This window comes from Streptomyces sp. NPDC090106 (assembly GCF_044747265.1).
Lineage (GTDB): Bacteria > Actinomycetota > Actinomycetes > Streptomycetales > Streptomycetaceae > Streptomyces.
This window is the reverse complement of record NZ_JBIVDS010000006.1, coordinates 38,395-61,507: the sequence shown is the minus strand read 5'-3', so window position 1 is coordinate 61,507 and position 23,113 is coordinate 38,395. Positions and strand designations below refer to the sequence as shown.

General features: G+C 71.7%; 18 protein-coding genes and 1 pseudogene. 7 read left to right on the top strand and 12 right to left on the bottom strand.

Annotation, left to right across the window (positions count from 1 at the left end):
- Positions 1-38: 38 nt before the first annotated feature.
- Complete coding sequence (locus ACIPSE_RS20535) at positions 39-911, bottom strand: carbohydrate ABC transporter permease (protein ID WP_401664508.1); 873 nt, start codon at positions 909-911, stop codon at positions 39-41.
- Positions 905-1,888: an ABC transporter permease gene (locus ACIPSE_RS20530; RefSeq protein ID WP_401664507.1), complete on the bottom strand. Its 984-nt coding sequence runs from the start codon at positions 1,886-1,888 to the stop codon at positions 905-907. The genes ACIPSE_RS20535 and ACIPSE_RS20530 overlap by 7 nt, the downstream gene beginning before the upstream one ends.
- A 244-nt stretch (positions 1,889-2,132) precedes the next feature.
- Between ACIPSE_RS20530 and ACIPSE_RS20525 the strand changes: the two genes are divergently transcribed.
- Positions 2,133-3,131: an acetylxylan esterase gene (locus ACIPSE_RS20525; RefSeq protein ID WP_401664506.1), complete on the top strand. Its 999-nt coding sequence runs from the start codon at positions 2,133-2,135 to the stop codon at positions 3,129-3,131.
- A gap of 10 nt (positions 3,132-3,141) precedes the next feature.
- Here ACIPSE_RS20525 and ACIPSE_RS20520 read toward each other — a convergent pair.
- From ACIPSE_RS20520 to acnA, 6 genes and pseudogenes are all read right to left on the bottom strand, one after another.
- Positions 3,142-5,517 (bottom strand): annotated as a pseudogene (locus tag ACIPSE_RS20520) (GH92 family glycosyl hydrolase); the annotation flags it as partial.
- Positions 5,518-5,857: 340 nt separating this feature from the next.
- The gene (locus ACIPSE_RS20515) at positions 5,858-6,982 is read right to left on the bottom strand and encodes a lytic polysaccharide monooxygenase (RefSeq protein ID WP_401664505.1); all 1,125 of its coding nucleotides are present in this window, start codon (positions 6,980-6,982) and stop codon (positions 5,858-5,860) included.
- Between the two features lie 406 nt (positions 6,983-7,388).
- Positions 7,389-7,982 (bottom strand): HD domain-containing protein, encoded by a 594-nt coding sequence (locus ACIPSE_RS20510; protein WP_401664504.1) that lies wholly within the window; start codon positions 7,980-7,982, stop codon positions 7,389-7,391.
- Positions 7,983-8,025: 43 nt separating this feature from the next.
- Positions 8,026-9,552, bottom strand: coding sequence for a sensor histidine kinase (locus ACIPSE_RS20505; protein ID WP_401664503.1), 1,527 nt, complete (start codon positions 9,550-9,552; stop codon positions 8,026-8,028).
- Complete coding sequence (locus ACIPSE_RS20500; protein ID WP_401664502.1) at positions 9,549-10,274, bottom strand: response regulator transcription factor; 726 nt, start codon at positions 10,272-10,274, stop codon at positions 9,549-9,551. The genes ACIPSE_RS20505 and ACIPSE_RS20500 overlap by 4 nt, the downstream gene beginning before the upstream one ends.
- Positions 10,275-10,421: 147 nt before the next feature.
- Positions 10,422-13,136 (bottom strand): aconitate hydratase AcnA, encoded by a 2,715-nt coding sequence (gene acnA / locus ACIPSE_RS20495; RefSeq protein ID WP_401664501.1) that lies wholly within the window; start codon positions 13,134-13,136, stop codon positions 10,422-10,424.
- A 275-nt stretch (positions 13,137-13,411) separates the two neighbouring features.
- Here acnA and ACIPSE_RS20490 point away from each other — a divergent pair, with 275 nt between their 5' ends.
- From ACIPSE_RS20490 to ACIPSE_RS20475, 4 genes are all read left to right on the top strand, one after another.
- Complete coding sequence (locus tag ACIPSE_RS20490) at positions 13,412-13,612, top strand: DUF4236 domain-containing protein (protein WP_401664500.1); 201 nt, start codon at positions 13,412-13,414, stop codon at positions 13,610-13,612.
- A 102-nt stretch (positions 13,613-13,714) separates the two neighbouring features.
- Entirely contained in the window at positions 13,715-15,244 is a 1,530-nt protein-coding gene (locus tag ACIPSE_RS20485) for a helix-turn-helix domain-containing protein (protein WP_401664499.1), read from the top strand.
- A gap of 234 nt (positions 15,245-15,478) precedes the next feature.
- Entirely contained in the window at positions 15,479-15,754 is a 276-nt protein-coding gene (locus tag ACIPSE_RS20480) for a hypothetical protein (protein ID WP_401664498.1), read from the top strand.
- Between the two features lie 134 nt (positions 15,755-15,888).
- Positions 15,889-17,316, top strand: coding sequence for a hypothetical protein (locus ACIPSE_RS20475; RefSeq protein ID WP_401664497.1), 1,428 nt, complete (start codon positions 15,889-15,891; stop codon positions 17,314-17,316).
- An 88-nt stretch (positions 17,317-17,404) separates the two neighbouring features.
- On the opposite strand, the gene ACIPSE_RS20470 is transcribed toward ACIPSE_RS20475, so the two are convergent.
- Positions 17,405-19,195 carry an FAD-binding dehydrogenase gene (locus ACIPSE_RS20470; RefSeq protein ID WP_401664496.1) on the bottom strand — a complete coding sequence of 597 codons (1,791 nt, stop codon included), beginning with the start codon at positions 19,193-19,195 and terminating at the stop codon, positions 17,405-17,407.
- A gap of 260 nt (positions 19,196-19,455) precedes the next feature.
- Between ACIPSE_RS20470 and ACIPSE_RS20465 the strand changes: the two genes are divergently transcribed.
- Positions 19,456-20,601: a PucR family transcriptional regulator gene (locus ACIPSE_RS20465; RefSeq protein WP_401664495.1), complete on the top strand. Its 1,146-nt coding sequence runs from the start codon at positions 19,456-19,458 to the stop codon at positions 20,599-20,601.
- Here the strand turns inward: ACIPSE_RS20465 and ACIPSE_RS20460 are convergent.
- Positions 20,582-20,995 (bottom strand): DUF6299 family protein, encoded by a 414-nt coding sequence (locus ACIPSE_RS20460; protein ID WP_401664494.1) that lies wholly within the window; start codon positions 20,993-20,995, stop codon positions 20,582-20,584. The two genes, ACIPSE_RS20465 and ACIPSE_RS20460, sit on opposite strands and share 20 nt — an antisense overlap.
- Before the next feature lie 301 nt (positions 20,996-21,296).
- Here ACIPSE_RS20460 and ACIPSE_RS20455 point away from each other — a divergent pair, with 301 nt between their 5' ends.
- Positions 21,297-21,476: a DUF5999 family protein gene (locus tag ACIPSE_RS20455; protein ID WP_401664493.1), complete on the top strand. Its 180-nt coding sequence runs from the start codon at positions 21,297-21,299 to the stop codon at positions 21,474-21,476.
- A gap of 20 nt (positions 21,477-21,496) precedes the next feature.
- On the opposite strand, the gene ACIPSE_RS20450 is transcribed toward ACIPSE_RS20455, so the two are convergent.
- Positions 21,497-21,895, bottom strand: a complete 399-nt coding sequence (locus ACIPSE_RS20450; protein ID WP_401664492.1) for a RidA family protein — start codon at positions 21,893-21,895, stop codon at positions 21,497-21,499.
- Positions 21,892-23,019 carry an acyl-CoA dehydrogenase family protein gene (locus tag ACIPSE_RS20445; RefSeq protein ID WP_401664491.1) on the bottom strand — a complete coding sequence of 376 codons (1,128 nt, stop codon included), beginning with the start codon at positions 23,017-23,019 and terminating at the stop codon, positions 21,892-21,894. The genes ACIPSE_RS20450 and ACIPSE_RS20445 overlap by 4 nt, the downstream gene beginning before the upstream one ends.
- Between the last annotated feature and the right edge of the window lie 94 nt (positions 23,020-23,113).

Genomic DNA, 23,113 nt, shown 5'->3' with positions numbered 1-23,113 from the left:
GGAACTCCCTTGTTCCACAGTCGGATCGACGGGACGGCTCAACCCTTGACCGCGCCGAGCATCACGCCGGAGACGAAGTAGCGCTGGACGAACGGGTACACGCAGAGGACGGGCAGCGCGGTGAGGACGATCGTGACGGCCTGGATGTTGGCGCCGACCTGGCTGAGCTGGTCGGTCGCGGCGCCCGCGGTGGAGCCCCCGGTGGCGCCCTGGATCATGTTCCGGAGGTAGACGGTGACCGGCATCAGGTCCGAACTGTCCATGTAGAGGAACGCGCTGAACCAGGAGTTCCAGAAGGCCACCGAGTAGAAGAGCACCATCGTCGCGACGACCGCCTTGGACAGCGGCAGGACGATCCGCAGCAGGATGCCGTAGGTGCTCAGGCCGTCGATCTGGGCGGCCTCCTCCAACTCGCCGGGCAGGGACTCGAAGAAGGCCTTCATCACGAGCAGGTTGAAGACGCTGATGGCGTTGGGCAGGGCGATGGCCCACACGCTGTTCTTCAGCCCGAGCTGGGTGATCAGCACGTAGTTCGGGATGAGTCCGCCGGTGAAGAACATGGTGAACACGGCGACCCCGACGAGCGCGCCGCGCCCCTTGAGGTCCTTCTTCGACAGGACGTAGGCGTAGCAGGTCGTCAGGACCATGGCGACGGCCGTCGACACGACCGTGTAGAGGACGGTGTTGCCGTAGTTGCGCCAGAACATCGCGTCGTGGAACACGATGTCGTAGGTGGTGAGGTTGAACCCCTCGGGCCACAGGGTGACTTCACCGGCGCGGATCTGCCGCTCGCCACTGAAGGAGCGGGCGACGATGTTGAGGAACGGGTACAGGGTGACGACCACGACGAGGGTGAGGACCAGGCCGTTGACGCCCTGGAAGACACGGTACGAGCGGCTCGGCCTCACCACAGGCTCGTCCCGGCCGTGCGGCGCGAGAGCTGGTTGGCGGACGTGATCAGCACCAGCCCGATGACCGCCTCGAACAGGCCGATGGCGGCGGCGTAGCTGAAGCTGTTGGACTCGACGCCGGTCCGGTACACGTACGTCGAGATCACGTCGGAGGTCGGGTAGGTCAGCGGGTTGTACAGCAGCAGGACCTTCTCGAAGCCTACGGCCATGAACGTGCCGACGTTGAGGATCAGCAGGGTGATCATGGTGGGCCGGATGCCGGGCAGAGTGACGTGCCAGGTCTGCCGCAAGCGGCCCGCGCCGTCGATCCGGGCGGCCTCGTAGAGGTCCTCGTCGATGGTGGTGAGGGCGGCGAGGTAGAGGATCGTGCCCCAGCCGGCGGTCTGCCAGATCTCCGAGCCGACGTAGATCGCGCGGAACCACCCGGGTTCCTGGATGAACCGGACGGGGTCGTGGCCGAGCCGGTCCAGCAGGTGGTTGACGGGGCCGTCCGTGGCGAGCATCTGCATCGTGATGCCCGCGACGATCACGATCGACAGGAAGTGCGGGAGGTAGGACACCGACTGCACGAACCGCTTCAGGGCGCTTCTGCGCACCTCGTTGAGCAGCAGCGCCAGCACGATCGGGACGGGGAAGCACAGGACGAGGGTGAGGCCGCCGAGCCACAGCGTGTTCCGGAACACCTGCCAGAACGTGGGGTCGCCGAGGAACATCTCGACGTAGCGCAGGCCCACCCACTGCTCGCCGAAGACCGACCCGCCGGGCTCGAACCGGCGGAACGCGATGACGTTGCCGATCATCGGCAGATAGCGGAACACCAGGAAGAACAGCAGCGGCAGCACGGCGAGCGAGTAGAGCTGCCAGTCACGGCGCAGCGCGCGCCGCCAACCCCTGCGCGGGGAACGTGACTTGGCCGGGGCGGAGCGGGGCGGGTCCTGGACGCCCGGCGGAGAGGCCGACTTCGTGGGGGTGCTCATGCTCGGTCCTCTCGGGGCGGAGGCGCGGATCTCGTCGAACGCGTGGAACCGAAACTTTCGAGCTCTTACCGGTAACTTCGCGGCAACTTAAAGGCGTCGGAAAGCGCTGTCAATGGGTGCCGCAGCGGCCTTTTGATGCGGGCGAGCGGAGTTGAAGCGACGGCCTGCCGGGGTAGAACCGGTACGTCCGGCACAGCGAACTCCGCAAGTTTCCCTCCGCACTCCGACTCCTGCGAGGTGCCCCGTGCCCGCGTTCGACCTGCCGCTGACGGAGCTGGTGCACCACCGCCCGCTGCCCGAGGAGCCCGCCGACTTCGACGCCTTCTGGCACGCCACTCTCAAGGAGGCCGACGGCCCCGACCCTCTTCTCTCGGTCGCCCCGACGGCCAACGGACTGCGTCTGACTCGGAGTTGGGACGTCACATTCCGCGGCTTCGCGGGCGAGCCGGTCCGCGCCTGGTACAACCGCCCGGCCGACGTGCGCGACCCGCTGCCCGTCGTCGTGGAGTACGCGGGCTACGGACGCGGCCGTGGCCTCCCCCACGAGCGCCTGACCTGGGTGAACGCCGGATTCGCGCATCTGCTGATGGACAACCGCGGTCAGGGCGACCAGTACGGCAGCGGCGGCGCGACCCCGGACCCGCACGCCGGGGTGCCCGGCGGCCCCGGCGCCATGGTGCGCGGGCTGCTCGACCCGCACGACTACCACTACCGGCGTCTGATCACCGACGCGGTGCGCGCCGTGGCGGCGGCCCGCGCCCTGCCCGGCGCCGACCCCGCCCGCACGGTCGCCGCCGGCAACAGCCAGGGCGGCGGCCTGGCGCTGGCGGTCGCGGGCCTGGTCCCGGACCTGGCGGCGGCGCTGATCACCGCACCCCTGCTGTGCGGTGTCCGGCGCGCCCTCGACCTCACCGACGCGAGCCCGTACGGCGAGATCGCCGCGTATCTCTCGGTGCACCGGGGCGCGGAGACGGCCGCCTACCGCACGCTCTCCTACGTCGAGGGCGTCTCGTTCGCCCGCCGCGCCCACGCCCCGGCCCACTTCGGCGTCGGCCTGCGCGACACGGTCTGCCCGCCGAGCGGCGCCTACGCGGCCTTCAACCGGTACGGGGAACTGTCCGGCGCCGCTCCCCGCACCGAGATCCACGCCTACCCGTTCAACGGCCACGAGGGCGGCGACGCGGTCCACACCCGCCGCCAACTCGACTGGCTGGCGGCCCTGTTCACCGCACCGTCGGCATGACCCGCGCGCTCTGGCGGAAGGAGGGCGGGGCGTCCTCGGGAGCGGCGCCCCAGGCCGGGTCGGGGCTGTCCGACAGGACGTAGTCCAGGGTGCCGCCGTCGCGGACGAAGGAGGCGGGGAGCCAGGGACGCTCGCTGCCGCGGCCGTCGACCTTCAGGGAGCGGACGTACGGCCGGTGCGCGGCGGCTCCTTCGGCGCGGACGGTGATGCCGTCGCCGTCCGGGCGGTCGATCTCGATCCGGGGGAACAGGGGTGAGGCCAGGACCAGTTCGGCGCGGGAGGGAACCTGCGGGTACATGCCGAGCGCGGCGAACACGTACCAGGACGACATGGCGCCGAGATCGTCGTTGCCGGGGATGCCGCCCGGCGCGGTCGACCAGAGCTGCCGCATCGCGGCGCGGACGGTCTCCTGCGTGCGGTGGGGTGCGCCCGCGTAGGCGTACAGGTAGGGGACGTTGATCGACGGTTCGTTGTCCAGCTCCGCCTTCTCGCCGCCGCTGCCGGTGAGGGCCCAGTCACCGTCGGCGTCGTGGAAGAAGGCGTCGAGGCGGGCGCGGGCCCGGGCGGCGCCGCCCATCGCGGTGTGGAGTCCGGCCTGGTCGTGCGGGACCATCCAGGTGTACTGGGCGGCACTGCCCTCCACGAACCCGTTGCCGGTGGCCGGGGTGAAACCGGCGGCCCACCTGCCGTCGGCCTCGCGGTCGGCGATGTAGCCGCCGGTGGGGTGGGCGGCGGGGTCGAAGCTGTTGCGCCACCATCGTGCCCGCTCCATGAACGCCGAGGCCGTCTCCTCCTCCCCCGCCGCGAGGGCGAGTTGGGCGAGCGCGAAGTCGGCGCCGGACATCTCCAGCGTCTCGGCCGCCCCGCCCCAGGCGTTGGATTCGGCCGGCATGTAGTGGTGGGCCAGGTACCGGTCCAGGGAGGGCCGTTGCCCCACGGACAGGACGGGCTTCCCGGCGGCCGACAGGTCCTGCCGGGTCGGCACGGTCGCCGCCTTCACCAGGGAGGCGAGAGCCCCGCGCAGATCGAAGTCCGTGCCACCGAAGGCGTGGATCCCGGCGAGGGCGATCGGTGAGGGGTCGCCGTTCATGACGTGGGTGCCGCTCGCGCCGTGCAGCCAGCGGTCCCAGATCCCGCCGTTGTGCCGGGCGAGTTCGTACAGCGACTGGGCGATGTCGGCGCCGGTGTCCGGTTCCAGGAGGGTGAGGAGCTGGACCTGGTCGCGGTAGACGTCCCAGCCGGAGAAGGTGCCGTACTGGGCGTCGCGGGCGGTGGTGTGCGGGGCGCCGTCGGCGGCGCGGTAGCGGCCGTCGGTGTCGCTGATGACGTTCGGGTGGAGCAGGGAGTGGTAGAGCGCGGTGTAGAAGGTGGTGCGTTCGGCGTCCGTGCCGCCGCCGACCCGGATGGCGTCCAGCCGGTCGCGCCAGGCGCCGCGCGCGGCCTCGCGCACCTCGTTGAAGGAGCGCTCGGGCGGGTTCTCGGCGGCGAGGTTCGCGGCGGCCCCGGCCCGGCTGACGTAGGAGATGCCGACCTTGACGTTCACGGGCCCGTCGCCGGGAGCGAACTCCACATAGCCGCCCGCGCCCTTGCCCGCGACGGGCCACCCCTGGTCCGTGAAGCCGCCGGTGCCGCCGCTCGCCCGCAGCGACCCGGGGCCGAGGCGGCCGTCGGTCCAGGTGCCCGCGGCCCGGAAGGCGCGGTCGAAGCGGGCGGTGAAGTGCAGGGTGTAGTAGGCGCGCCGGCCCTCCGGGTCGAGGTGGCCGCAGAAGTTGCCGGAGGTGACGGAGCCGGAGACCGTACGGGTCACGGGAACGATCTCGACCTCCGAATCCGTCGACCCCACCTCGGAGTTGGCGGTCCGGATCAGGAGCGAGGCGGGGCGGTCCGCCGGGTAGGTGAACCGCGCGGAGCCCGTCCTGGTGGTGGCCGTGAGGTCGGCGGTGACGCCGCTCGCCATGCGCACCCGGTAGTGCCCCGGTTCGGCCCGCTCGTCGGCGTGGTCGAAGCCGGCCGCGTACACCGCGTCCCCGGTGTCGCTCGCGGGAGAGGACGTGACCTCACCGGCGTACGGGAAGAACGGGATGTCCCCGCTCGCTCCCGCGCATCCGGTGCCGGACAGGTGGGTGAGGCTGAAGCCGCGGATGCGGGGGACGTCGTAGTGGTAACCGCCCGGGGCGGCGGTGCGGGTGGCGTGGCCGCGTGTGTTCTCCGGGCTCCAGGAGAGCATGCCGAAGGGGGTGACGGCACCGGGGAAGACGTTGCCTCCGGCGCGGGTGCCGATGAGGGGGTCGACGTACGGGGTGGGGTCGTCGACGAGTTCGGGCGGCGGTGCGACGGGGTGGACACCGGCGAAGGCCAGGGCGGCGGCGAGGATCAGGGACTTCACGTGCGCAGCGGTACCACGCGAGGGGCCGGTGGCCGCGGGGCCGCGCGGCGGGGCCACCCGGATGGGCCCGGTCGAACCGGCCCCGGGAACGGTCCGCTCCACATCCCGGCGCCTCCTCAAGCTTGCCTCAACTCGCTTGACCGAGGCATCCATCGAGGCAGTAGAGTGAGATTCCGGGCGACTGAAAACGTTGTCGACATCGTTGTCCGCTACGCGATGTCACCACGAGCCGGCTTCAGGCCCCGTCAGACCACCCGCAGATCCGGGCAGAGACTCCCCCTAGCCTGCCCGGCGCGCGGACCCGGTGGGAGCCCCACCGGGTCCGCGCGGTGCGGAGGCGTCAACCGACCTGACAGGGAAGGGTCGTCGACGAGTCACCGCCGTTTCCGGTCACGACATAGCCGAAGTTCGCGCTCTCCCCCGGATCGAGGGAACCGTTCCAGTCGGCGTTGTGGACCATGACGTCCTGACCGCTGTAGGTGGCGTTGCCGTTCCAGAGGCTCGCGACCTGCTGTCCGGACGGGAGGGTCCAGTCGACCATCCAGCCGAGCATCGGCACGTCGCCGGAGTTGGTGACGGTCACCTCGGACTGGTAGCCGCCGGACCACGAGCCGGTCGTGCGGCGGGTGGCCGAGCAGGTGCCCGGCACCGGGTCGGTCGGGTCGCCGGGGTCGTGGATGCCGGTGACCTCGCCGTTGCCGCCGTCGAAGACGACGTCGGAGCAGGAGTAGAAGGTCTCCGCGCTGTCCGAGCGCTGCCAGACCACGTAGACGATGTGGCGGCCCGACTTGTTCACCGGAAGCTGCCCGGTCCAGGAGTAGTTGGCCTCGACCGTGCCCGGGGTGCCGTTCAGCGGCGGGTGGTCCACGGTGAGGAACGGCGAGGCCTCCATGTCGTCCCAGGTGAGCGTCTGAGTGGGGTCGAAGCCGTCCTTGGTGATGTACACGTAGAACCAACCCGGGTGCGCGGCCCAGGCGTTGTAGGAGAAGTCGACCGTCGCGCCCGAGGTGAGATGGGTGAGCGGCCAGTCGTCACGGGCGGCGTTGAAGCCGGTGAAGTTGGTGTTGCCGCCGCTGCACAGTTCGCCGTCCGGGACGAAGCCGCGGGTGCGGCCCGCGCCGTCCGAGCGGAGCACGGAGAACCAGTTGTAGAACGGCGTGGTCCCGCTGACCGCCTGCGCGTTCTTGCAGGCCGGGTTGACCGGTTTGATCTCCCCGGTGTCGGTCAGTCCGTCCTGCCAGCACAGGAAGGTGCGGCTCGCGGGCTTCATCGGGGTGCCGTGCGCCTCCGCCGTGCCGCCGGCCGTCATCACGAGCGCGACGGCCGGGATCGTGGCGAGCAGCGAGACCAGGACGAGGAAGAGGGCCCGGGCACGCGTGGGGAGCGCCAGGCGGGAGAGGGCCGTCGACCGGCGCCCCGGGGGCGCCGATGAGGCCGAGTGGGCCGAATCGGGTGTCAGGATCATGACAGTCAGGTCCGTTCCGTGGGGTACGGGACGTGCGGATGCGGGTGCGGGTGCACGCGGGCGAGGGGGTGCGGAGGCGCGCGTGCGGAAGGGGTGCGGGTGGGCGCGGACCGTTGGCGCGCGGATGCGTGTGCGGACACGCGCGTGCGACCTGGGCCGCGTCGTGCCTGTGACCGGGCGGGGTGGGGGGCTCCTGTCGGGCGGGTTCCGGTCCGACCGCATGGGAGCGCTCCCACCCCACCTGTCGGTGAACGTAGCGCGAACGGGGGCGGCTGTAAACGTCTGGCGCACGAGGGCCGCGGTACGGCGCGCCGCGCCGCGGCGGTGGTCCGCGCGGCAGGACGGGGTGGGGCGCGACGTCACCCGGCGGGCGCCGGAGTCGCCGATCCGGCCCGTACGGGGCCGGTCAGACCGGGTACGACGACTGGAACGCCAGCCTCGCGTCGGCGCCGTCCCCCAGGGTCGTCAGCAGGTCGTCGAAGGCGAGGAACTCCTCCCAGACGGTCCGGCCACCGGCCTCGGCGAGGTCTCTGACGACGAGGTCCTCCAGGTCCGGGACCCGCTTGTTCTTCCAGACCTTGTCGGCGACGCTCACCAGACGGTCCTCCAGGCCGAGGTCCGGCAGCGTCCAGGTCGCGTGCGTCGCGGCGAAACGGGCCAGACGGGGTTCGACGCCGCGGGCGAGCAGGATCCGGCGGCCGGCGTCCTCGTGGGCGGAGCCCGGGCCGGAGAGTTCGGCCCGGTGGGCGGTCTTGCCGATGTCGTGCGTGGCGGCGCCGAACAGCACCGCGTCACGGTCGAGCGGGAGCCGCGGGTGCCGTCGCTCCACCCACTCCACGATCCGGTACGCCACGTCGTGCACGGCCCTCAAGTGGGCGGCGAGGCGCGGCGGAACGGCCAGCTCGCACAGCAACCGTGCCGCTTCGTCCGGGAGTCGACGCAGGGGCGGGTCGCCGGGGTCGTCGTGCAGGGCACGTCGGAGCAGTGCGGTGGGCGTCATCCGCACAGGGTAGAGCCGGTGCGGGACCACGGCGTGCCTCCCCTCAGACCGAGGCGGTCCGAGGGCGCGTCGGTGTCTCCTCCCCCGTTCCGGGGCGTGTGGTGGCCGGGGACGGGGCGTCGTCCGGGGTGTGGAGCGGCAGTTCCACGGTGAACTCGGTGTGGCCCGGGGTGCTGTGTGCGTGGATCAGGCCGCCGTGGGCGGAGGTGATGGCCGCCGCGATGGCCAGGCCGAGGCCGGAGCCGCCCGAGCGGGCGTCCGCGCGGGTGCGGGAGGCGTCGGCGCGGGTGAAGCGTTCGAAGACGGCGGGGAGGAGGCCGGCGGGGATGCCGGGTCCGTCGTCCCGGACCCGCACGACGCACCGTCCGGGCCCCGTCTCCACGACGGCGGTGACCCGCGTCCCGGAGGGCGTGTGCACACGGGCGTTGGCCAGGAGGTTGGCGACGACCTGATGCAGGCGTCCCTCGTCGCCGAGGACCAACGGGGCCGCGTCGAGGTGGAGTTCGAGCTGCCAGTCGTGACCGCCCCCGGCGGCCCGCGCGTCCCACACCGCCTCGGCGACCAGCGCCGCGACGTCGACCTCCGCGGACTCCAGCGGCCGTCCCTCGTCCAGCCGGGCGAGCAGCAGCAGGTCCTCGACCAGGCCGGTCATCCGCGCGGACTCCGCCGAGACGCGGCGCCAGGCGGTGCCGGGCTCGATGCGGTCCGTGCCGCGGTTCATCAGCTCCGCGTAGCCGGCGATCGAGGCGAGCGGGGTGCGGAGCTCGTGGCTGGCGTCGGAGAGGAAGCGGCGCATGCGTTCCTCGGTGCGCTGGCGCTCGCTCAGCGACGACTCCACGTGCTCGATCATCCGGTTGAGCGCGGCGCCGACCTGTCCGGCCTCGCTGCCCGGGTCGGTGTCCTGGGCCGGGACGCGGGTGAGGGCGCTGACCTCGCCGCGGTCCAGGGGCGCCCGGGAGACCTCGACGGCGGTGGCGGCGACCCGTCCCAGGGGCCGGAGCTGACGTCGTATGACCACGGTGCACAGGGCGCCCGCGGCGGCGAGGCCGATCGCCGCGACGACGAGTTCGACGACGACCATGCCGCTGATCATGTGCTGGACGTCGTCCATGGGCAGACCGGCGATGACCCGGACGCCGTCGTTCTCCAGCACGGTGACCCGGTAGGTGCCGAGGCCGGGGATGTCCACGGTGTGCATGGCGCCGTCGGCGTCGACGTCCGTGAGCGCGGCCTTCTGGGCGTCGGTGAGGGCCGTGGGCGGCGCGTCCTGGCTGACGGTCTCGGCGACGAGGATGCTCCCGTCGTCGGCGGGCCGGGCGGCGAGCATGCCGGTGGGGTGGCCGCTCTCCATGAGGAAGCCGAGGTCGGACGGGTCGTCGGCGTGCAACCGGGCGCCGCCCAGGCTGCGTTCGGCGGCGTTGTCGACCCGGTCGTCCAGGTTGCCCAGCAGGTAGGAGCGCTGGACGAGGACGGTGGTGAGCGCCATCGCCGCGCACACGGCGGCGAGCGCGAGGCCGATGAAGACGAGCAGGCGGGTCCGCATCGAGCGGAGCCGCCACCGGGCGGTCATCTGCCGTCCCCCGTGGGGCGCAGGACGTAGCCGAGGCCGCGCACGGTGTGGATCATCGGCGCCCGGCCGCGGTCGATCTTGCGGCGGAGGCTGGAGATGTAGACCTCGACGAGGTTGCCGCCGCCGTCGAAGGAGGTGCTCCACACATGGGCGAGGATCTGGGCCTTGCTGAGGACCTGCCGCGGGTGCTCCATCATCAGGCCGAGCAGTTCGAACTCCTTGGCGGTGAGCTGGACGGGCGCGCCCGCGCGGTGCACCTCACGGCTCTCCTCGGTGAGCACGAGGTCGCCGACGACCTTCACCGACGCGTCGGTTCTGGCCTGGACGGCCCCGGCCCGGCGCAGCAGCCCGCGCAGCCGCAGCACGACCTCCTGGAGGGTGAACGGCTTGGTGACGTAGTCGTCGGCACCCGCGCCGAGTCCGTCGAGGCGGTGTTCGAGGGCGTCCCGGGCGGTGAGCATGAGGACGGGCAGCCGGGGGTTGTCGTGGCGCAGCCGGCGCAGCACCTGGAGGCCGTCGAGGTCGGGCAGCATCCAGTCCAGGACGACGGCGTGCGGCGGGCAGCCGCGGGCGATCCGCAGCGCGCTCTGTCCGTCCAGTGCCGGGTAGGCCCGCCATCCGGCCTCCTCGACGGCGACGGAGAGCACGTCGGTGAGGGCGGGCTCGTCGTCGACGACGAGCACACGGACACGACCGTTTCGGAACCCCGCGGTGCCAGTCATGTCCTGATCCTGTCCCCGTCCGCTGGGGGAATCCTGTGTTCAGCCTGAGGATGCGTGATGACCTGCCGCTTCCGGCGGCGGGTACGGCGAAGGGCCGCGCCCCCTCGCGGGAACACGGCCCTCACCAGCCCCGGGGCTGTGGAGCGACTAGCTGCGGATCAGGTTGCGCAGCACGTACTGCATGATGCCGCCGTTGCGGTAGTAGTCGGCCTCACCGGGGGTGTCGATGCGGACGACCGCGTCGAACTCGACGCCCGTGTCGGTGGTGACCTTGACCGTGGCGGGGGTGGTGCCCTCGTTCAGCTCGGTCACGCCGGCGATGGAGAAGGTCTCCTCGCCGGTCAGGCCGAGGGAGTCGGCGTTCTGGCCGGCCGGGAACTGGAGCGGCAGGACGCCCATGCCGATGAGGTTCGAGCGGTGGATGCGCTCGTACGACTCGGTGATGACGGCCTTGACGCCGAGGAGCGCGGTGCCCTTGGCGGCCCAGTCGCGGGACGAGCCGGAGCCGTACTCCTTGCCGCCCAGGATGACCAGCGGGGTGCCGGCGGCCTGGTAGTTCTGCGAGGCGTCGTAGATGAACGACACCGGCGCGTCGGCCTGGGTGAAGTCGCGGGTGTAGCCGCCCTCGGTGCCCGGCGCGATCTGGTTGCGCAGGCGGATGTTGGCGAACGTGCCGCGGATCATGACCTCGTGGTTGCCTCGGCGGGAGCCGTAGGAGTTGAAGTCACGACGCTCCACACCGTGCTCGGTGAGGTACTTGCCGGCCGGGGTGTCGGCCTTGATGGCACCGGCGGGCGAGATGTGGTCGGTGGTGACCGAGTCGCCGAGCTTGGCCAGGACGCGGGCGCCGGCGATGTCGGTGACCGGGGTGGTCTCCATCGTCATGCCCTCGAAGTACGGGGGCTTGCGGACGTAGGTGGACTCGGCGTCCCACTCGAAGGTGTCGCCGGTCGGGATCGACAGCGCCTGCCACTGGGCGTCGCCCGCGAAGACGTCCTGGTAGGACTTGGAGAACATGTCCTCGCCGATGGCGCCCGCGACGACGTCGTTGACCTCGGCCTCGGAGGGCCAGATGTCCTGGAGGTAGACGGGCTTGCCGTCCTGGTCCGTGCCGAGGGCGTCCTTGGTGATGTCCACCTTCATGGAGCCCGCGAGGGCGTACGCGACGACCAGCGGCGGGGAGGCCAGGTAGTTCATCTTGACGTCGGGGTTGATCCGGCCCTCGAAGTTGCGGTTGCCGGAGAGCACCGAGGTCACGGCGAGGTCGTGGTCGTTGACCGCCTTGGAGACCTCCTCCGGCAGCGGGCCGGAGTTGCCGATGCAGGTGGTGCAGCCGTAGCCGACGAGGTTGAAGCCGACCTTGTCGAGGTACGGCGTCAGACCGGCCTTGTCGAAGTAGTCGGTGACGACCTTCGACCCCGGGGCGAGGGTGGTCTTGACCCACGGCTTGCGGGTCAGGCCCTTCTCCACGGCCTTCTTCGCGACGAGCGCGGCGGCGACCATGACGTAGGGGTTCGAGGTGTTGGTGCAGGAGGTGATGGCCGCGACCGTCACCGCACCGTGGTCGATCTCGTAGGTCGAGCCGTCGGGGGCGGTCACGGTGACCGGGTTCGACGGGACGCCGTTCGAGGCGGCCGGGGCGTCGGAGGCGGGGAAGGACTCCTTGCCGGCCTCGTCGGCGGTGTCGACGTAGTTGAGGACGTCGGAGGCGAACTGCTGGGAGGCGTTCGCGAGGACGATGCGGTCCTGCGGGCGCTTGGGGCCGGCGATCGAGGGGACGACCGTCGAGAGGTCCAGCTCCAGCTTCTCGGAGAAGTCGGGCTCGGCCTTCGGGTCCAGCCAGAGGCCCTGCTCCTTGGCGTACGCCTCGACGAGCGCGACCTGCTGCTCGGAGCGGCCGGTGAGCTTGAGGTAGTTCAGGGTCTCGCCGTCGATCGGGAAGATCGCGGCGGTGGAGCCGAACTCGGGCGACATGTTGCCGATGGTGGCGCGGTTGGCCAGCGAGGTGGCGGCGACGCCCTCGCCGTAGAACTCGACGAACTTGCCGACGACGCCGTGCTTGCGGAGCATCTCGGTGATGGTCAGCACGAGGTCGGTGGCGGTGGTGCCGGTGGGCAGCTCGCCGGTCAGCTTGAAGCCGACGACACGCGGGATGAGCATCGAGACGGGCTGGCCGAGCATGGCCGCCTCGGCCTCGATGCCGCCGACGCCCCAGCCGAGCACACCGAGGCCGTTGACCATGGTGGTGTGGGAGTCGGTGCCGACGAGGGTGTCGGGGTAGGCCTGGCCGCCTCGCACCATGACCGTGCGGGCGAGGTGCTCGATGTTGACCTGGTGGACGATGCCGGTGCCCGGCGGGACGACCTTGAAGTCGTCGAACGCGGTCTGGCCCCAGCGCAGGAACTGGTAGCGCTCCTTGTTGCGGCCGTACTCAAGGTCGACGTTCTGTTTGAAGGCGTCGTTCGTGCCGAACTTGTCGGCGATGACGGAGTGGTCGATGACCATCTCGGCCGGCGAGAGCGGGTTGACCTTGGCGGGGTCGCCGCCGAGGGCCTTCACGGCCTCACGCATGGTCGCGAGGTCCACGACACAGGGCACGCCGGTGAAGTCCTGCATGATCACGCGGGCCGGCGTGAACTGGATCTCCTGCGACGGCTGGGCCTGGGAGTCCCAGGTGCCGAGGGCGCGGATGTGGTCGGCGGTGATGTTCGCGCCGTCCTCGGTACGGAGCAGGTTCTCCAGCAGAACCTTGAGGCTGTACGGCAGGCGGGCCGAGCCCTCCACCTTGTCCAGCCGGAAGATCTCGTACGACTCGTCACCCACGCTCAGCGTGGCGCGGGCGTCGAAGCTGTTCGCCGACACGACAGTCTCCTTCATTTTGGTGCGCTTACCACCGCATCCTGCCGCCACGCCGTCTTGGCGGAACCGCTAAGGTAAGGCTAAGTTAGGCATGCCTTACTGCCAGAGGTTCGAAAGCGTGCGGAGGCGGTACGCCTCGGCAGATATCTCGATGTCGAGATAACTCTAGTACATGAGGCCGGGATGGTCATGCCCGGCCTCACTGTGATGTGCGAGCCATCACTTCCCGAAGCGGGGGTATCCGAAGGGGACGCGACCAACCCGAAGGAGACGCCCGCATGCCCCTGACCTTCCGCAAGAGCTTCCGGATCCTTCCCGGCGTCCGGCTGAACATCAACCGCCGCTCCTGGTCCATCACCACCGGCGGCGGCAAGCACGGCCCGCGCCACACGAGCAGCAGCACGGGCCGCCGTACGACATCGGTGGACCTGCCCGGACCGTTCGGCTGGCGCAAGACCCGGACCAAGAAGAGCCATTAGCGACGATTGCCACCCTTGTGGTCACTGAAGCCTATTGACGGCTTATCACCCCAATGGTCCACCCGGGATGTGCCATCTCATATCTGAGATAGCCTCAGCCCCATGGCAGACGATTACCTCGTACGCATCGGCAAGCTCATCCGTGACGCCCGGCAACACCGTGGCTGGACACAGTCGCAACTCGCGGAGGCACTCGGCACCAGCCAGAGCGCTGTCAACCGCATCGAGCGCGGCAACCAAAACATCAGCCTTGAGATGATCGCTCGAATCGGTGAAGCGCTCGACAGCGAGATCGTCTCCCTGGGCTACGCGGGACCGATGCATCTACGGGTCGTCGGCGGTCGCCGGCTCTCCGGCGCCATCGACGTCAAGACCAGCAAGAACGCGTGTGTGGCGCTGCTGTGCGCCTCGCTCCTGAACAAGGGGCGCACAGTGCTGCGCCGGGTCGCCCGCATCGAGGAGGTGTACCGCCTTCTGGAGGTGCTCAACTCCATCGGGGTGCGCACCCGCTGGATCAACGAGGGCGTCGACCTGGAGATCGTCCCGCCCGCCCGGCTGGACCTGGCCGCGATCGACGCGGACGCGGCCCGCCGCACCCGCTCGATCATCATGTTCCTCGGCCCGCTGCTGCACCGCGCGGACGGCTTCAAGCTGCCGTACGCCGGCGGCTGCGACCTCGGCACCCGGACCATCGAGCCGCACATGATCGCGCTGCGCCGCTTCGGTCTGGACATCGCCGCCACCGAGGGGCTCTACCACGCGCGGGTGGACCGGACGATCACGCCCGACCGGCCGATCGTGCTGACCGAGCGCGGCGACACCGTGACCGAGAACGCGCTGCTGGCCGCCGCGCGGCACGACGGTGTGACCGTCATCCGCAACGCGTCCTCCAACTACATGGTCCAGGACCTGTGCTTCTTCCTGGAGGCGCTCGGCGTCGAGGTCGAGGGCATCGGCACCACGACCCTCACCGTGCACGGCGTCCCGACCATCGACGTCGACGTCGACTACTCCCCCTCCGAGGACCCGGTCGAGGCGATGAGCCTGCTGGCCGCGGCGGTGGTGACGGAGTCCGAGCTGACCGTGCGCCGGGTGCCCATCGAGTTCCTGGAGATCGAGCTCGCGGTCCTGGAGGAGATGGGCCTCGACCACGACCGCACGCCCGAGTACTTCGCGGACAACGGCCGCACCCGTCTGATCGACCTCACGGTCCGCCCGAGCAAGCTCGAAGCGCCGATCGACAAGATCCACCCGATGCCGTTCCCGGGCCTGAACATCGACAACGTCCCGTTCTTCGCGGCCATCGCGGCCTCCGCGCAGGGCCAGACGCTGATCCACGACTGGGTCTACGACAACCGCGCAATCTACCTCACCGACCTGAACCGTCTCGGCGGCCGTCTCCAGCTCCTCGACCCGCACCGCGTGCTGGTCGAGGGCCCCACCCGCTGGCGCGCCGCCGAGATGATGTGCCCGCCCGCCCTACGTCCCGCCGTGGTCGTCCTGCTGGCGATGATGGCGGCCGAGGGCACGTCCGTGCTGCGCAACGTCTACGTCATCAACCGCGGCTACGAGGACCTCGCCGAGCGGCTGAACTCGATCGGGGCGCAGATCGAGATCTTCCGGGACATCTGACCGGCCCTGGCCCACCGGACGCCGTCACTCCCCCTCACCCGGGAGCGGCGGCGTCTTCGCGCGTGCCCCCCAGTGGCTCCCCGGCCGCCCCCGGCCGCTCCCCTGTCGCCCCGTTCCCCGCGGCTGTCACTCGTTGTCGACGGGACGTCGATCCGCGTCAGCAACCGTGTTCCGTGCGCCGCGCCGCCACCGCGGCCGGACCATGTCCACCGCACCGAAGCGCGTCGCGCCGAAGTGCGTCGCGCCGAACACGAGGAACCGCACCGTCTGGAGCTGCTCGTCGCGCAGGTGGCCCAGGCGCTGCCGGCGCTGGCCGCAGACGCCCGTCCGCCGGTCCGTGACCTGGTGGCGGACCGGCTCGCCGACCTGGGCGCGGTGCCGACCGCGCACATGGACGAGGAGGAGCGTGAGCTGTTCCTCACCAAGGCGCCGCCGGCCGCCCGTCCGATGTGGCGGCTCTTCGGACGGCGTTCGTACGTCCGCGCCCGCCGCCGGCTCCGCTGGACGTGAGCCACCGGTACCGAGCACGTGGGGCCGGGCCGGCGAACTCTATGAACACAAACTCCGGAGGTATGGATTCCCTGTGAGCGGGCTTCCTACGATCGCGCGGCGCACCGACGCCCCACGACGACGAGGAGCCGCGCATGAAGACCCCGAGAACACCCCTGCGGCGGACGGCCGTCGCGATCGGTCTGGCGGCGGCGCTGGCCGGCACGCTCCTGGGCGGTCCCGCCCGGGCGGCCACGGGCGCCCCGGCCCCGGGGGCGTGTCCGCCGAGCCTGACGGACGAGGCGACCTGTTACACGGGCCAGGACGCGAACGGCGCCTACTACGCCCTCGCCGTGCCGGACGACTGGAACGGCTCGCTCGTCGTCCACGCGCACGGCGGACCCGACCTCGGTGACACCTCCGACCCCGCGCGCAGCGTCGACGACCTGGACCGCTGGTCGGTGATGGTCGACCAGGGGTACGCGTGGGCGGGTTCGTCCTACCGGCGGGGCGGTTACGGGACGCGGATGGCGGCTGCGGACACGGAGAACGTGCGGCGGCTGTTCGTGTCGGCGTTCGGCGAGCCCGAACGGACCTTCGTGCACGGCCAGTCGTGGGGCGGCGACGTGGCCGCCAAGGTCGTCGAGGAGTACGCGGGTCCCCATGGCCCGTACGACGGGGCCCTGTTGACCAACGGTGTGCTGGCGGGCGGTTCGCGCGGTTACGACTACCGCGTCGACCTGCGCGTGGTCTACCAGTACTACTGCGCCAACCTGCCCCGCCCCACCGAGCCGCAGTACCCGCTGTGGCAGGGCCTGCGCCCCGGCTCCGCACTGACGTCGGCGGGGCTGCGCGCCCGGCTGGAGGAGTGCACCGGCTACTCCTCGGCCCCCGCGGACCGCACCGCGCTCCAGCAGCGCAACCTGGACGACATCCTCGCGGTGACGGGCATCCCGGAGCGCACGCTGGAGTCGCATCTGCGGTTCTCCGTCTTCACGTTCCGCGACATCGTGCACACCCGGCTCGGCGACCGCAATCCGTTCACCAACTCCGTTGTGCGCTACTCGGGTTCGCACGACGACAAGGCGCTCAACGCGGGCGTGGAGCGGTTCACGGCCGACCCGGCGGCGCGCAGGGACCTGTCGTACGACAGCGATCTGACGGGCCGGGTGTCGATCCCCGTGCTGACCCTGCACGCGATCGACGACCCGACGGCGTTCGTCCAGCACGAGGCGGCCTACCGCGCCACCCTGGAGGGGGCGGGGCGCGGCCGGTACCTGGTGCAGACGTTCTCCCGGGAGAGCGAGCACAGCGGGCTGAGCGCCTCGGAGTACGCCGCGTCGATCACCGCCCTCGACCGGTGGGTGCGCACGGGCAGGAAGCCCACGCCGTCGCAGGTGGCCGCGTCCTGCCCCGCGTTCGACGCCGAGTACGGCACCGGCTGCTTCCATGACCCCGGGTTCCGTCCCTCCTCCTACGCCGACCGGGTCCGCCCCCGCCCGGGCGGTCTGCGCTGGCCGGCGATGACCGCGGCGCAGGAGCAGGCGTGGAGCCGCGTCCCCGGAGTGGGCATCGCCCCCTGAGGGGCCGCGGCCACGGACACCCGTGAGGGAAGGAGGGGCGCCCCCGCCAGGGAACGGGGGCGCCCCTCCGTCGTGCCGCGACGCCGGTTCAGGTCGCGGTCGCCGCTGCTGCCGCCCGTCCGGCCTGACGGCCGGAGAAGAGGCAGCCGCCGAGGAACGTGCCCTCCAGGGAGCGGTATCCGTGGACCCCGCCGCCGCCGAACCCGGCGACCTCCCCGGCCGCGTACAGGCCCGGTATGGGGGTACCGGACGCGTTCAGGACACGGCCGGAGAGGTCGGTCTGGAGGCCGCCGAGCGTCTTGCGGGTGAGGATGTTGAGGCGTACGGCGATCAGCGGACCGGCACTCGGGTCGAGGATCTTGTGCAGGGAGGCGGTCCGGCTGAGCGTGTCCCCGGTGTAGTTGAGGGCGTTGCGGATGCCCATGACCTGGACGTCCTTGGTGTACGGGTTGTCGGTCTCGCGGTCGCGTGCCTCGATCTGCCGCTTGAGGTCGGCGAGGTCGATGAGGCCGTCGCCGGTCAGCTTGTTCATCCCGGCGACGAGTTGGGCGAGCGTGTCGGCGACGACGAAGTCGGCGCCCTTGGCCTTGAACCGCTCGATGGGTTCCGGGGTCTGCCAGATCCGGGAGAGCAGCATCCAGATGTTCTTCTCGGTGAGGTCCGGGTTCTGCTCGGAGCCCGAGAGCGCGAACTCCTTGGCGATGATCTTGTTGGTGGTGACGAACCAGGAGTAGTCGTAGCCGGTGTCGCGGATGGACTTGAGGGTGTGCAGGGTGTCGTAGCCCGGGATGTCGGGGGAGTTGAACCGTTTGCCGGTGGCGTCGAACCACAGGGAGGACGGGCCGGGCAGGATGCGGATGCCGTGGTCGGGCCAGATGGGGTCGTAGTTCTGGAGGCCCTCGGTGTAGTGCCACATGCGGTCGGGGTTGACGATCCGGCCGCCCGCCGCCTCGGTGATGCCGAGCATCCGGCCGTCGACGTGCGCGGGTACCCCGGTGATCATCTTCTTGGGGGGTGTGCCGAGCCGGGCGGGCCAGTTCTTGCGGACGAGGTCGTGGTTGGCGCCGATGCCGCCGGAGGTGACGACCACGACCGGGGCACGCAGCTCGAACTCCCCCACGACGGTACGGGAGCTGGGCTTTCCGCGGGCGACGGAGCTGGGCTCCAGGATCGCGCCGCGTACGCCGGTGACGGCGCCGGCGGTGGTGACGAGCCCGTCGACGCGGTGCCGGAACCTGAAGGTGACCTTCCCGGCGGACACACCCGCCCGCACCTTCTTCTCGAAGGGTTCCACCACGGCGGGCCCGGTGCCCCAGGTGACGTGGAAGCGGGGGACGGAGTTGCCGTGCCCGTCGGCGAGGCCGCCGCCGCGCTCGGCCCAGCCGACGATCGGAAACCACTGCATGCCGAGCCCCGCGAGCCAGGAGCGCTTCTCGCCGCTCGCGAAGTCCACATACGCCTCGGCCCACTTGTAGGCCCAGTGGTCCTGGCCGGTGGGGTCGGCGACGCCCCGGTCGAAGCCGGCCGAGCCCTGCCAGTCCTGCCAGGCCAGTTCCCGCGAGTCGTTGACGCCCATCAGGCCCTGCTCGACGGAGTCGACGAAGAACAGCCCCCCGAACGACCAGTACGCCTGCCCGCCGAGGCTCGCCTCCGGCTCCTGGTCCAGGAGCAGCACCTTGCGTCCGGCGGCGACGAGTTCGGCGGTGGCGACGAGCCCGGCGAGGCCGTGTCCGACGACGATCGCGTCGGCGTCCTGCGACTCGGCGGCGAACGCGGGGAACGCCGACTGGGCGAGCGCGGCCCCGGCGAGGACGCCTCCGGCGACGGTCAGGGCGCGGCGGCGGGTGAAGGAGGCCGGGTCAGCGGCGGGGTGGTCCATGTGAGGCCTTCCGGGTAGCGGCACTGCGGCTGCGGGCGTGCGGAGAGGGATCCGGGCGGGGCGGCGTGGCTGCGGGCGTACGAAGGCGCCGCGGTGCGGCTCGTGGGCTGTCGGTGCGACACCTGCGCTGTTACCGTCGGTAGCCCACAAGAGAAGCAGCAGGCCCGGGAGTCGCGGTAGTCGGCGGACGTCAACGCGGCCACGGAGACGTTGTGGCCGGGCGACAGTGCGCGCCGGGCGGAGTTGCGCGGAGGGGGCCCATGACCGTCGTCCACGGACCCGAACCGGTGCTCGACGTCCTGCGGACCATGGCCGTCGACACGGACGTGTGCGGCGAGCTGGTCCGGGCGGCCCGCAGCCGCTCCCCCGAACTGGCCCGGCTCACCGAGGCGGAGACCCGTTCGCACGTCACCGCGATGGTGCGGGCGGCGGGCGCCTGGTTCAGCGCCTTCGACCGGGTGGACACCCTCGCCGACCAGGACTTCGCCGCCGCCCTGCTGCTCGGCGCCGACCGCGCCGTCCAGGGGGTGCCGATGACGGCGGTGGTGCGCGGGGTGCAGGCGGCGCTCACCCGGGTCGTGGAGATCACCCTGGACCGCTGCCGCTCGGCGGGGGTCTCGGACGCCGTCCTGCTCACCGTCGTCCTGCGGCTGAAGGAGTACGGCGACGCCGTCGAGCGGCATGTCATCAACGGGTACCGGGCTGCGGAGGGGGAGCCGCGGCGGGAGACCGGCGCGCTGCGCACCCGGCTGCTGGGCCAGTTGCTGCTGGGCGGACCGGTGCCGTCCGCCGAGGAGTTGACGCGGGCCGGACTCGGCGCGAACACCGAGGGGCTGCACCACTGTCTGGCCGCCGACCCCGCGGACCCGTGCGCGCTACCGGAGTTGCGGGCCGCGACGGCGGTCGTGGAGGGGCATCTGGCGGGGCTGTCCCCCCGGCCGCCCGCACCGGACGGGATCGGGCCGGGGGCGCTGGTCGTGGTGGCCCCGGCCGCTCCCCCGGCGGAGCTGCGCGCCCTGTACCGGCTGTGCGTCAGGGCGTTGGACCTGGGGCGGCGGCAGGGCCGGGAGGGTCTGTACGAACTGACGGACCTGGCCGCCGAGATCGCGCTCGCCGAGCAGCCGCTGCTGGGCTCGCACGTGAGCCGCCGGCTGCTGGGCGGTCTCGACCCCGCGGACGGCTTCCACCGGCAGCTCGCGCTCACCGCGCTGACCTACCTGGACCACGGCCGCCGCCTGGACCAGACCGCCTCGGCCCTGTTCACCCACCCCAACACCGTCCGCTACCGGCTGGGCCGGCTCCAGCAGCTGACCGGCGGATCGCTGTCCGATCTGCCGCCGCTGCCCGCGGTGCACTGGCGGTGGGCGCTCGCCACCTGGCTGGAGGTCAGGCCTCGTTCAGCGTGACGTCCTGCCGCTCGCGCGCGTGGAAGCGGGGCAGCGGCAGACCGCCCGAGGGGTCGAGTTCCATGAGCGTGGCCTCCACGGCGGCCTCGCCCGGCTCGACCTTCGCGGCCTCGCCGGTGTTCTGCCAGCGGTGCTCGGCGCCGTCGCACACGGCGCGGGTGCCGCCGATGCCGTGGCTGACCGACGCGGAGCGCTGACGCACCGAGGAGCTGACGAAGACGGGGCCCGTGCTGCCGAGGCAGCGGTAGGTGCCGGAGAGGGTGACCGTGCCGTCCTCGGCGACGGTGCCGACGGGGTCGACGGTCACCGTCTCGTAGGGTGCGGCGGCGACGGCGCTGGGGGCGGCGGCCAGCAGGAGCAGCGTGGCGGCGGCGAGGGCGGGGCGGACTGACATGGAGGGTCTCCCGGAACGAGCGGATTCGAGCCGTTTCGGGCGACTTGACGAATCCGAACTATTTTGGAGTGGATTATTGCCCTCCACTCGTACCGTCCGGGCGCCGCGAGGAGCGTGATCGTCACTCCTTCGGTGGCGAGTCCGCAGCGGAGTTCGTGGATCGGTCCGGGTGTTGTCCGCGTGTTGTCACGGTCGGCGCCCGGCCGTTCCGATGAGTTCGCGCGCGGCGCATGGTCTACCCATACGGACGACACACGCAGGGACCGGCCCTACGGATCGTCCTCCCGAGTGGAGGTACGCCATGTGTTCCCACCAGTCCTCGTGCCCCGCCGCCGAGACCGCCGCCGCGCACGTCGTCGCCGCCCACCCCGAACAGGGCTGGAGCCTGCTGTGCGACGGGTCGATCGTCTTCGACGACACCGGCGAACTGCTGCCCGACGGCCGGGTGATCGCCCCGCACCGGCTGGCGATGGCCGCCTGACGCTCCCTCACGGCGGCGCGCTACGGCAGGACGGCGAACCCGTCCAGCTCCACCATCGCCCGCTCGTCCCACAGCCGCACGACCTCGACGACCGCCATCGCCGGATAGTCCCGCCCGGCCGACTCCCGCCAGACACAGCCCAGTTCGCGCGCGTGGACCCGGTACGCGGCGACATCCGTGGCGTAGACCGTGACGCGGGCCAGATCGGCCGGGGTGCCGCCGGCCGCCCGCAGGGCGCTCAGCAGATTGGCGAGCGCCCGCCCGAACTGCTCGACCAGCGTGTCCCCCACGACCTTGCCCTCCTCGTCCAGGGCGGTCTGCCCGGCGAGGAACACCACCCGGGAACCGGTGGCCACGACCGCGTGGGAGAAGCCCCTCGCCGGGGACAGTCCGGCCGGGTTGATGCGCTCGGCGCTCACTCGCCCTCCAGGTTCGCGTACAACTCCTTGGCGATGATCCCGAGTTGGATTTCGCTCGCGCCCTCGTAGATCCGCGGGGCGCGCACCTCCCGGTACAGGTGCTCCAGCAGATGCCCGCGCCGCAGCGCCCGCGCCCCGTGCAACTGCACCGCCGCGTCGACGACTTGCTGCGCGGTCTCGGTGGCCAGCAGCTTGGCCATCGCGGCCCGCCGGGGAACGTCGAGGGCGCCCTCGTCGTGGGCCGTCGCCGCCGCGTGGACCATGAGGCGGGCGGCCTCGATGCGCACGGCCAGGTCTGCGACCCGGTGGGCGACGGACTGGAGGTCCTTCAACTTGCCGCCGAAGGCGTCCCGTCGGGCGGTGTGCGCGAGGGTCGCGTCGAGCGCGGCCTGGGCCATGCCGACGGCGAAGGCGCCGACGCTGGGCCGGAACAGGGTGAGGGTGCCCATCGCGACCCGGAAGCCGCGGCCGATCTCGCCGAGCACGTCGTCGGCGGTGACGGGCACGTCGGCGAAGGCGAGGGCGCCGATGGGGTGCGGGGAGAGCATGTCGAGGGCGGTCCCGGTGAGGCCGGGGCGGTCGGCGGGGACGAGGAAGGCGGTGACGCCCCGGGCGCCGGCGTCCGGGCCGGTGCGTGCGAAGACGGTGTAGAAGTCGGCCTCGGGGGCGTTGGAGATCCAGCACTTCTCGCCGGTGAGCCGCCAGCGGTCGGTACCGTCCGGTGCGGCGGCCAGGGCGAGGGCCGCCGCGTCCGACCCGGCGCCCGGCTCGCTCAGCGCGAAGGCCGCGACCGCGCTCCCCTCCCCGACCCGGGGCAGCCAGCGCTCCCGCTGGGCCGTCGTGCCGTGCGCGTGCACGGGGTGGGCACCCAGCCCCTGGAGGGCGAGGGCGGTCTCCGCCTCCGTGCAGGCGTAGGCCAGGGACTCCCGCATCAGACACAGGTCGAGGGCGCCGGAGGTGAACAGCCGCTCCAGCAGCCCGAGCCGGCCCAGCTCGGCGACCAGCGGCCGGTTCACCCGCCCCGGCTCGCCCTTCTCCGCGAACGGTCGCAGCCGCTCGGCGGCCAGCCGGCGCAGCTCCGCGCACCAGGCGGTCTGTACCGGATCGAGCGAGAATGCGGCCATCGCCGGTCCCCTCTCCTCACTGGACCTCTCGACGATATCGCGAAGTGTTGACTGTCGTCACCAAGACGATACGCTCGATGCGCGAGCCCGGATT

What these genes read in the sequence shown, in the direction of transcription:
- ACIPSE_RS20530 (WP_401664507.1), bottom strand. Translation starts at nt 1,888, where the DNA reads ATGAGCACCCCCACGAAGTCGGCCTCTCCGCCGGGCGTCCAGGACCCG.
- ACIPSE_RS20515 (WP_401664505.1), bottom strand. Translation starts at nt 6,982, where the DNA reads ATGATCCTGACACCCGATTCGGCCCACTCGGCCTCATCGGCGCCCCCG.
- ACIPSE_RS20510 (WP_401664504.1), bottom strand. Translation starts at nt 7,982, where the DNA reads ATGACGCCCACCGCACTGCTCCGACGTGCCCTGCACGACGACCCCGGC.
- ACIPSE_RS20505 (WP_401664503.1), bottom strand. Translation starts at nt 9,552, where the DNA reads ATGACCGCCCGGTGGCGGCTCCGCTCGATGCGGACCCGCCTGCTCGTC.
- ACIPSE_RS20500 (WP_401664502.1), bottom strand. Translation starts at nt 10,274, where the DNA reads ATGACTGGCACCGCGGGGTTCCGAAACGGTCGTGTCCGTGTGCTCGTC.
- ACIPSE_RS20490 (WP_401664500.1), top strand. Translation starts at nt 13,412, where the DNA reads ATGCCCCTGACCTTCCGCAAGAGCTTCCGGATCCTTCCCGGCGTCCGG.
- ACIPSE_RS20485 (WP_401664499.1), top strand. Translation starts at nt 13,715, where the DNA reads ATGGCAGACGATTACCTCGTACGCATCGGCAAGCTCATCCGTGACGCC.
- ACIPSE_RS20475 (WP_401664497.1), top strand. Translation starts at nt 15,889, where the DNA reads ATGAAGACCCCGAGAACACCCCTGCGGCGGACGGCCGTCGCGATCGGT.
- ACIPSE_RS20470 (WP_401664496.1), bottom strand. Translation starts at nt 19,195, where the DNA reads ATGGACCACCCCGCCGCTGACCCGGCCTCCTTCACCCGCCGCCGCGCC.
- ACIPSE_RS20465 (WP_401664495.1), top strand. Translation starts at nt 19,456, where the DNA reads ATGACCGTCGTCCACGGACCCGAACCGGTGCTCGACGTCCTGCGGACC.
- ACIPSE_RS20460 (WP_401664494.1), bottom strand. Translation starts at nt 20,995, where the DNA reads ATGTCAGTCCGCCCCGCCCTCGCCGCCGCCACGCTGCTCCTGCTGGCC.
- ACIPSE_RS20455 (WP_401664493.1), top strand. Translation starts at nt 21,297, where the DNA reads ATGTGTTCCCACCAGTCCTCGTGCCCCGCCGCCGAGACCGCCGCCGCG.
- ACIPSE_RS20445 (WP_401664491.1), bottom strand. Translation starts at nt 23,019, where the DNA reads ATGGCCGCATTCTCGCTCGATCCGGTACAGACCGCCTGGTGCGCGGAG.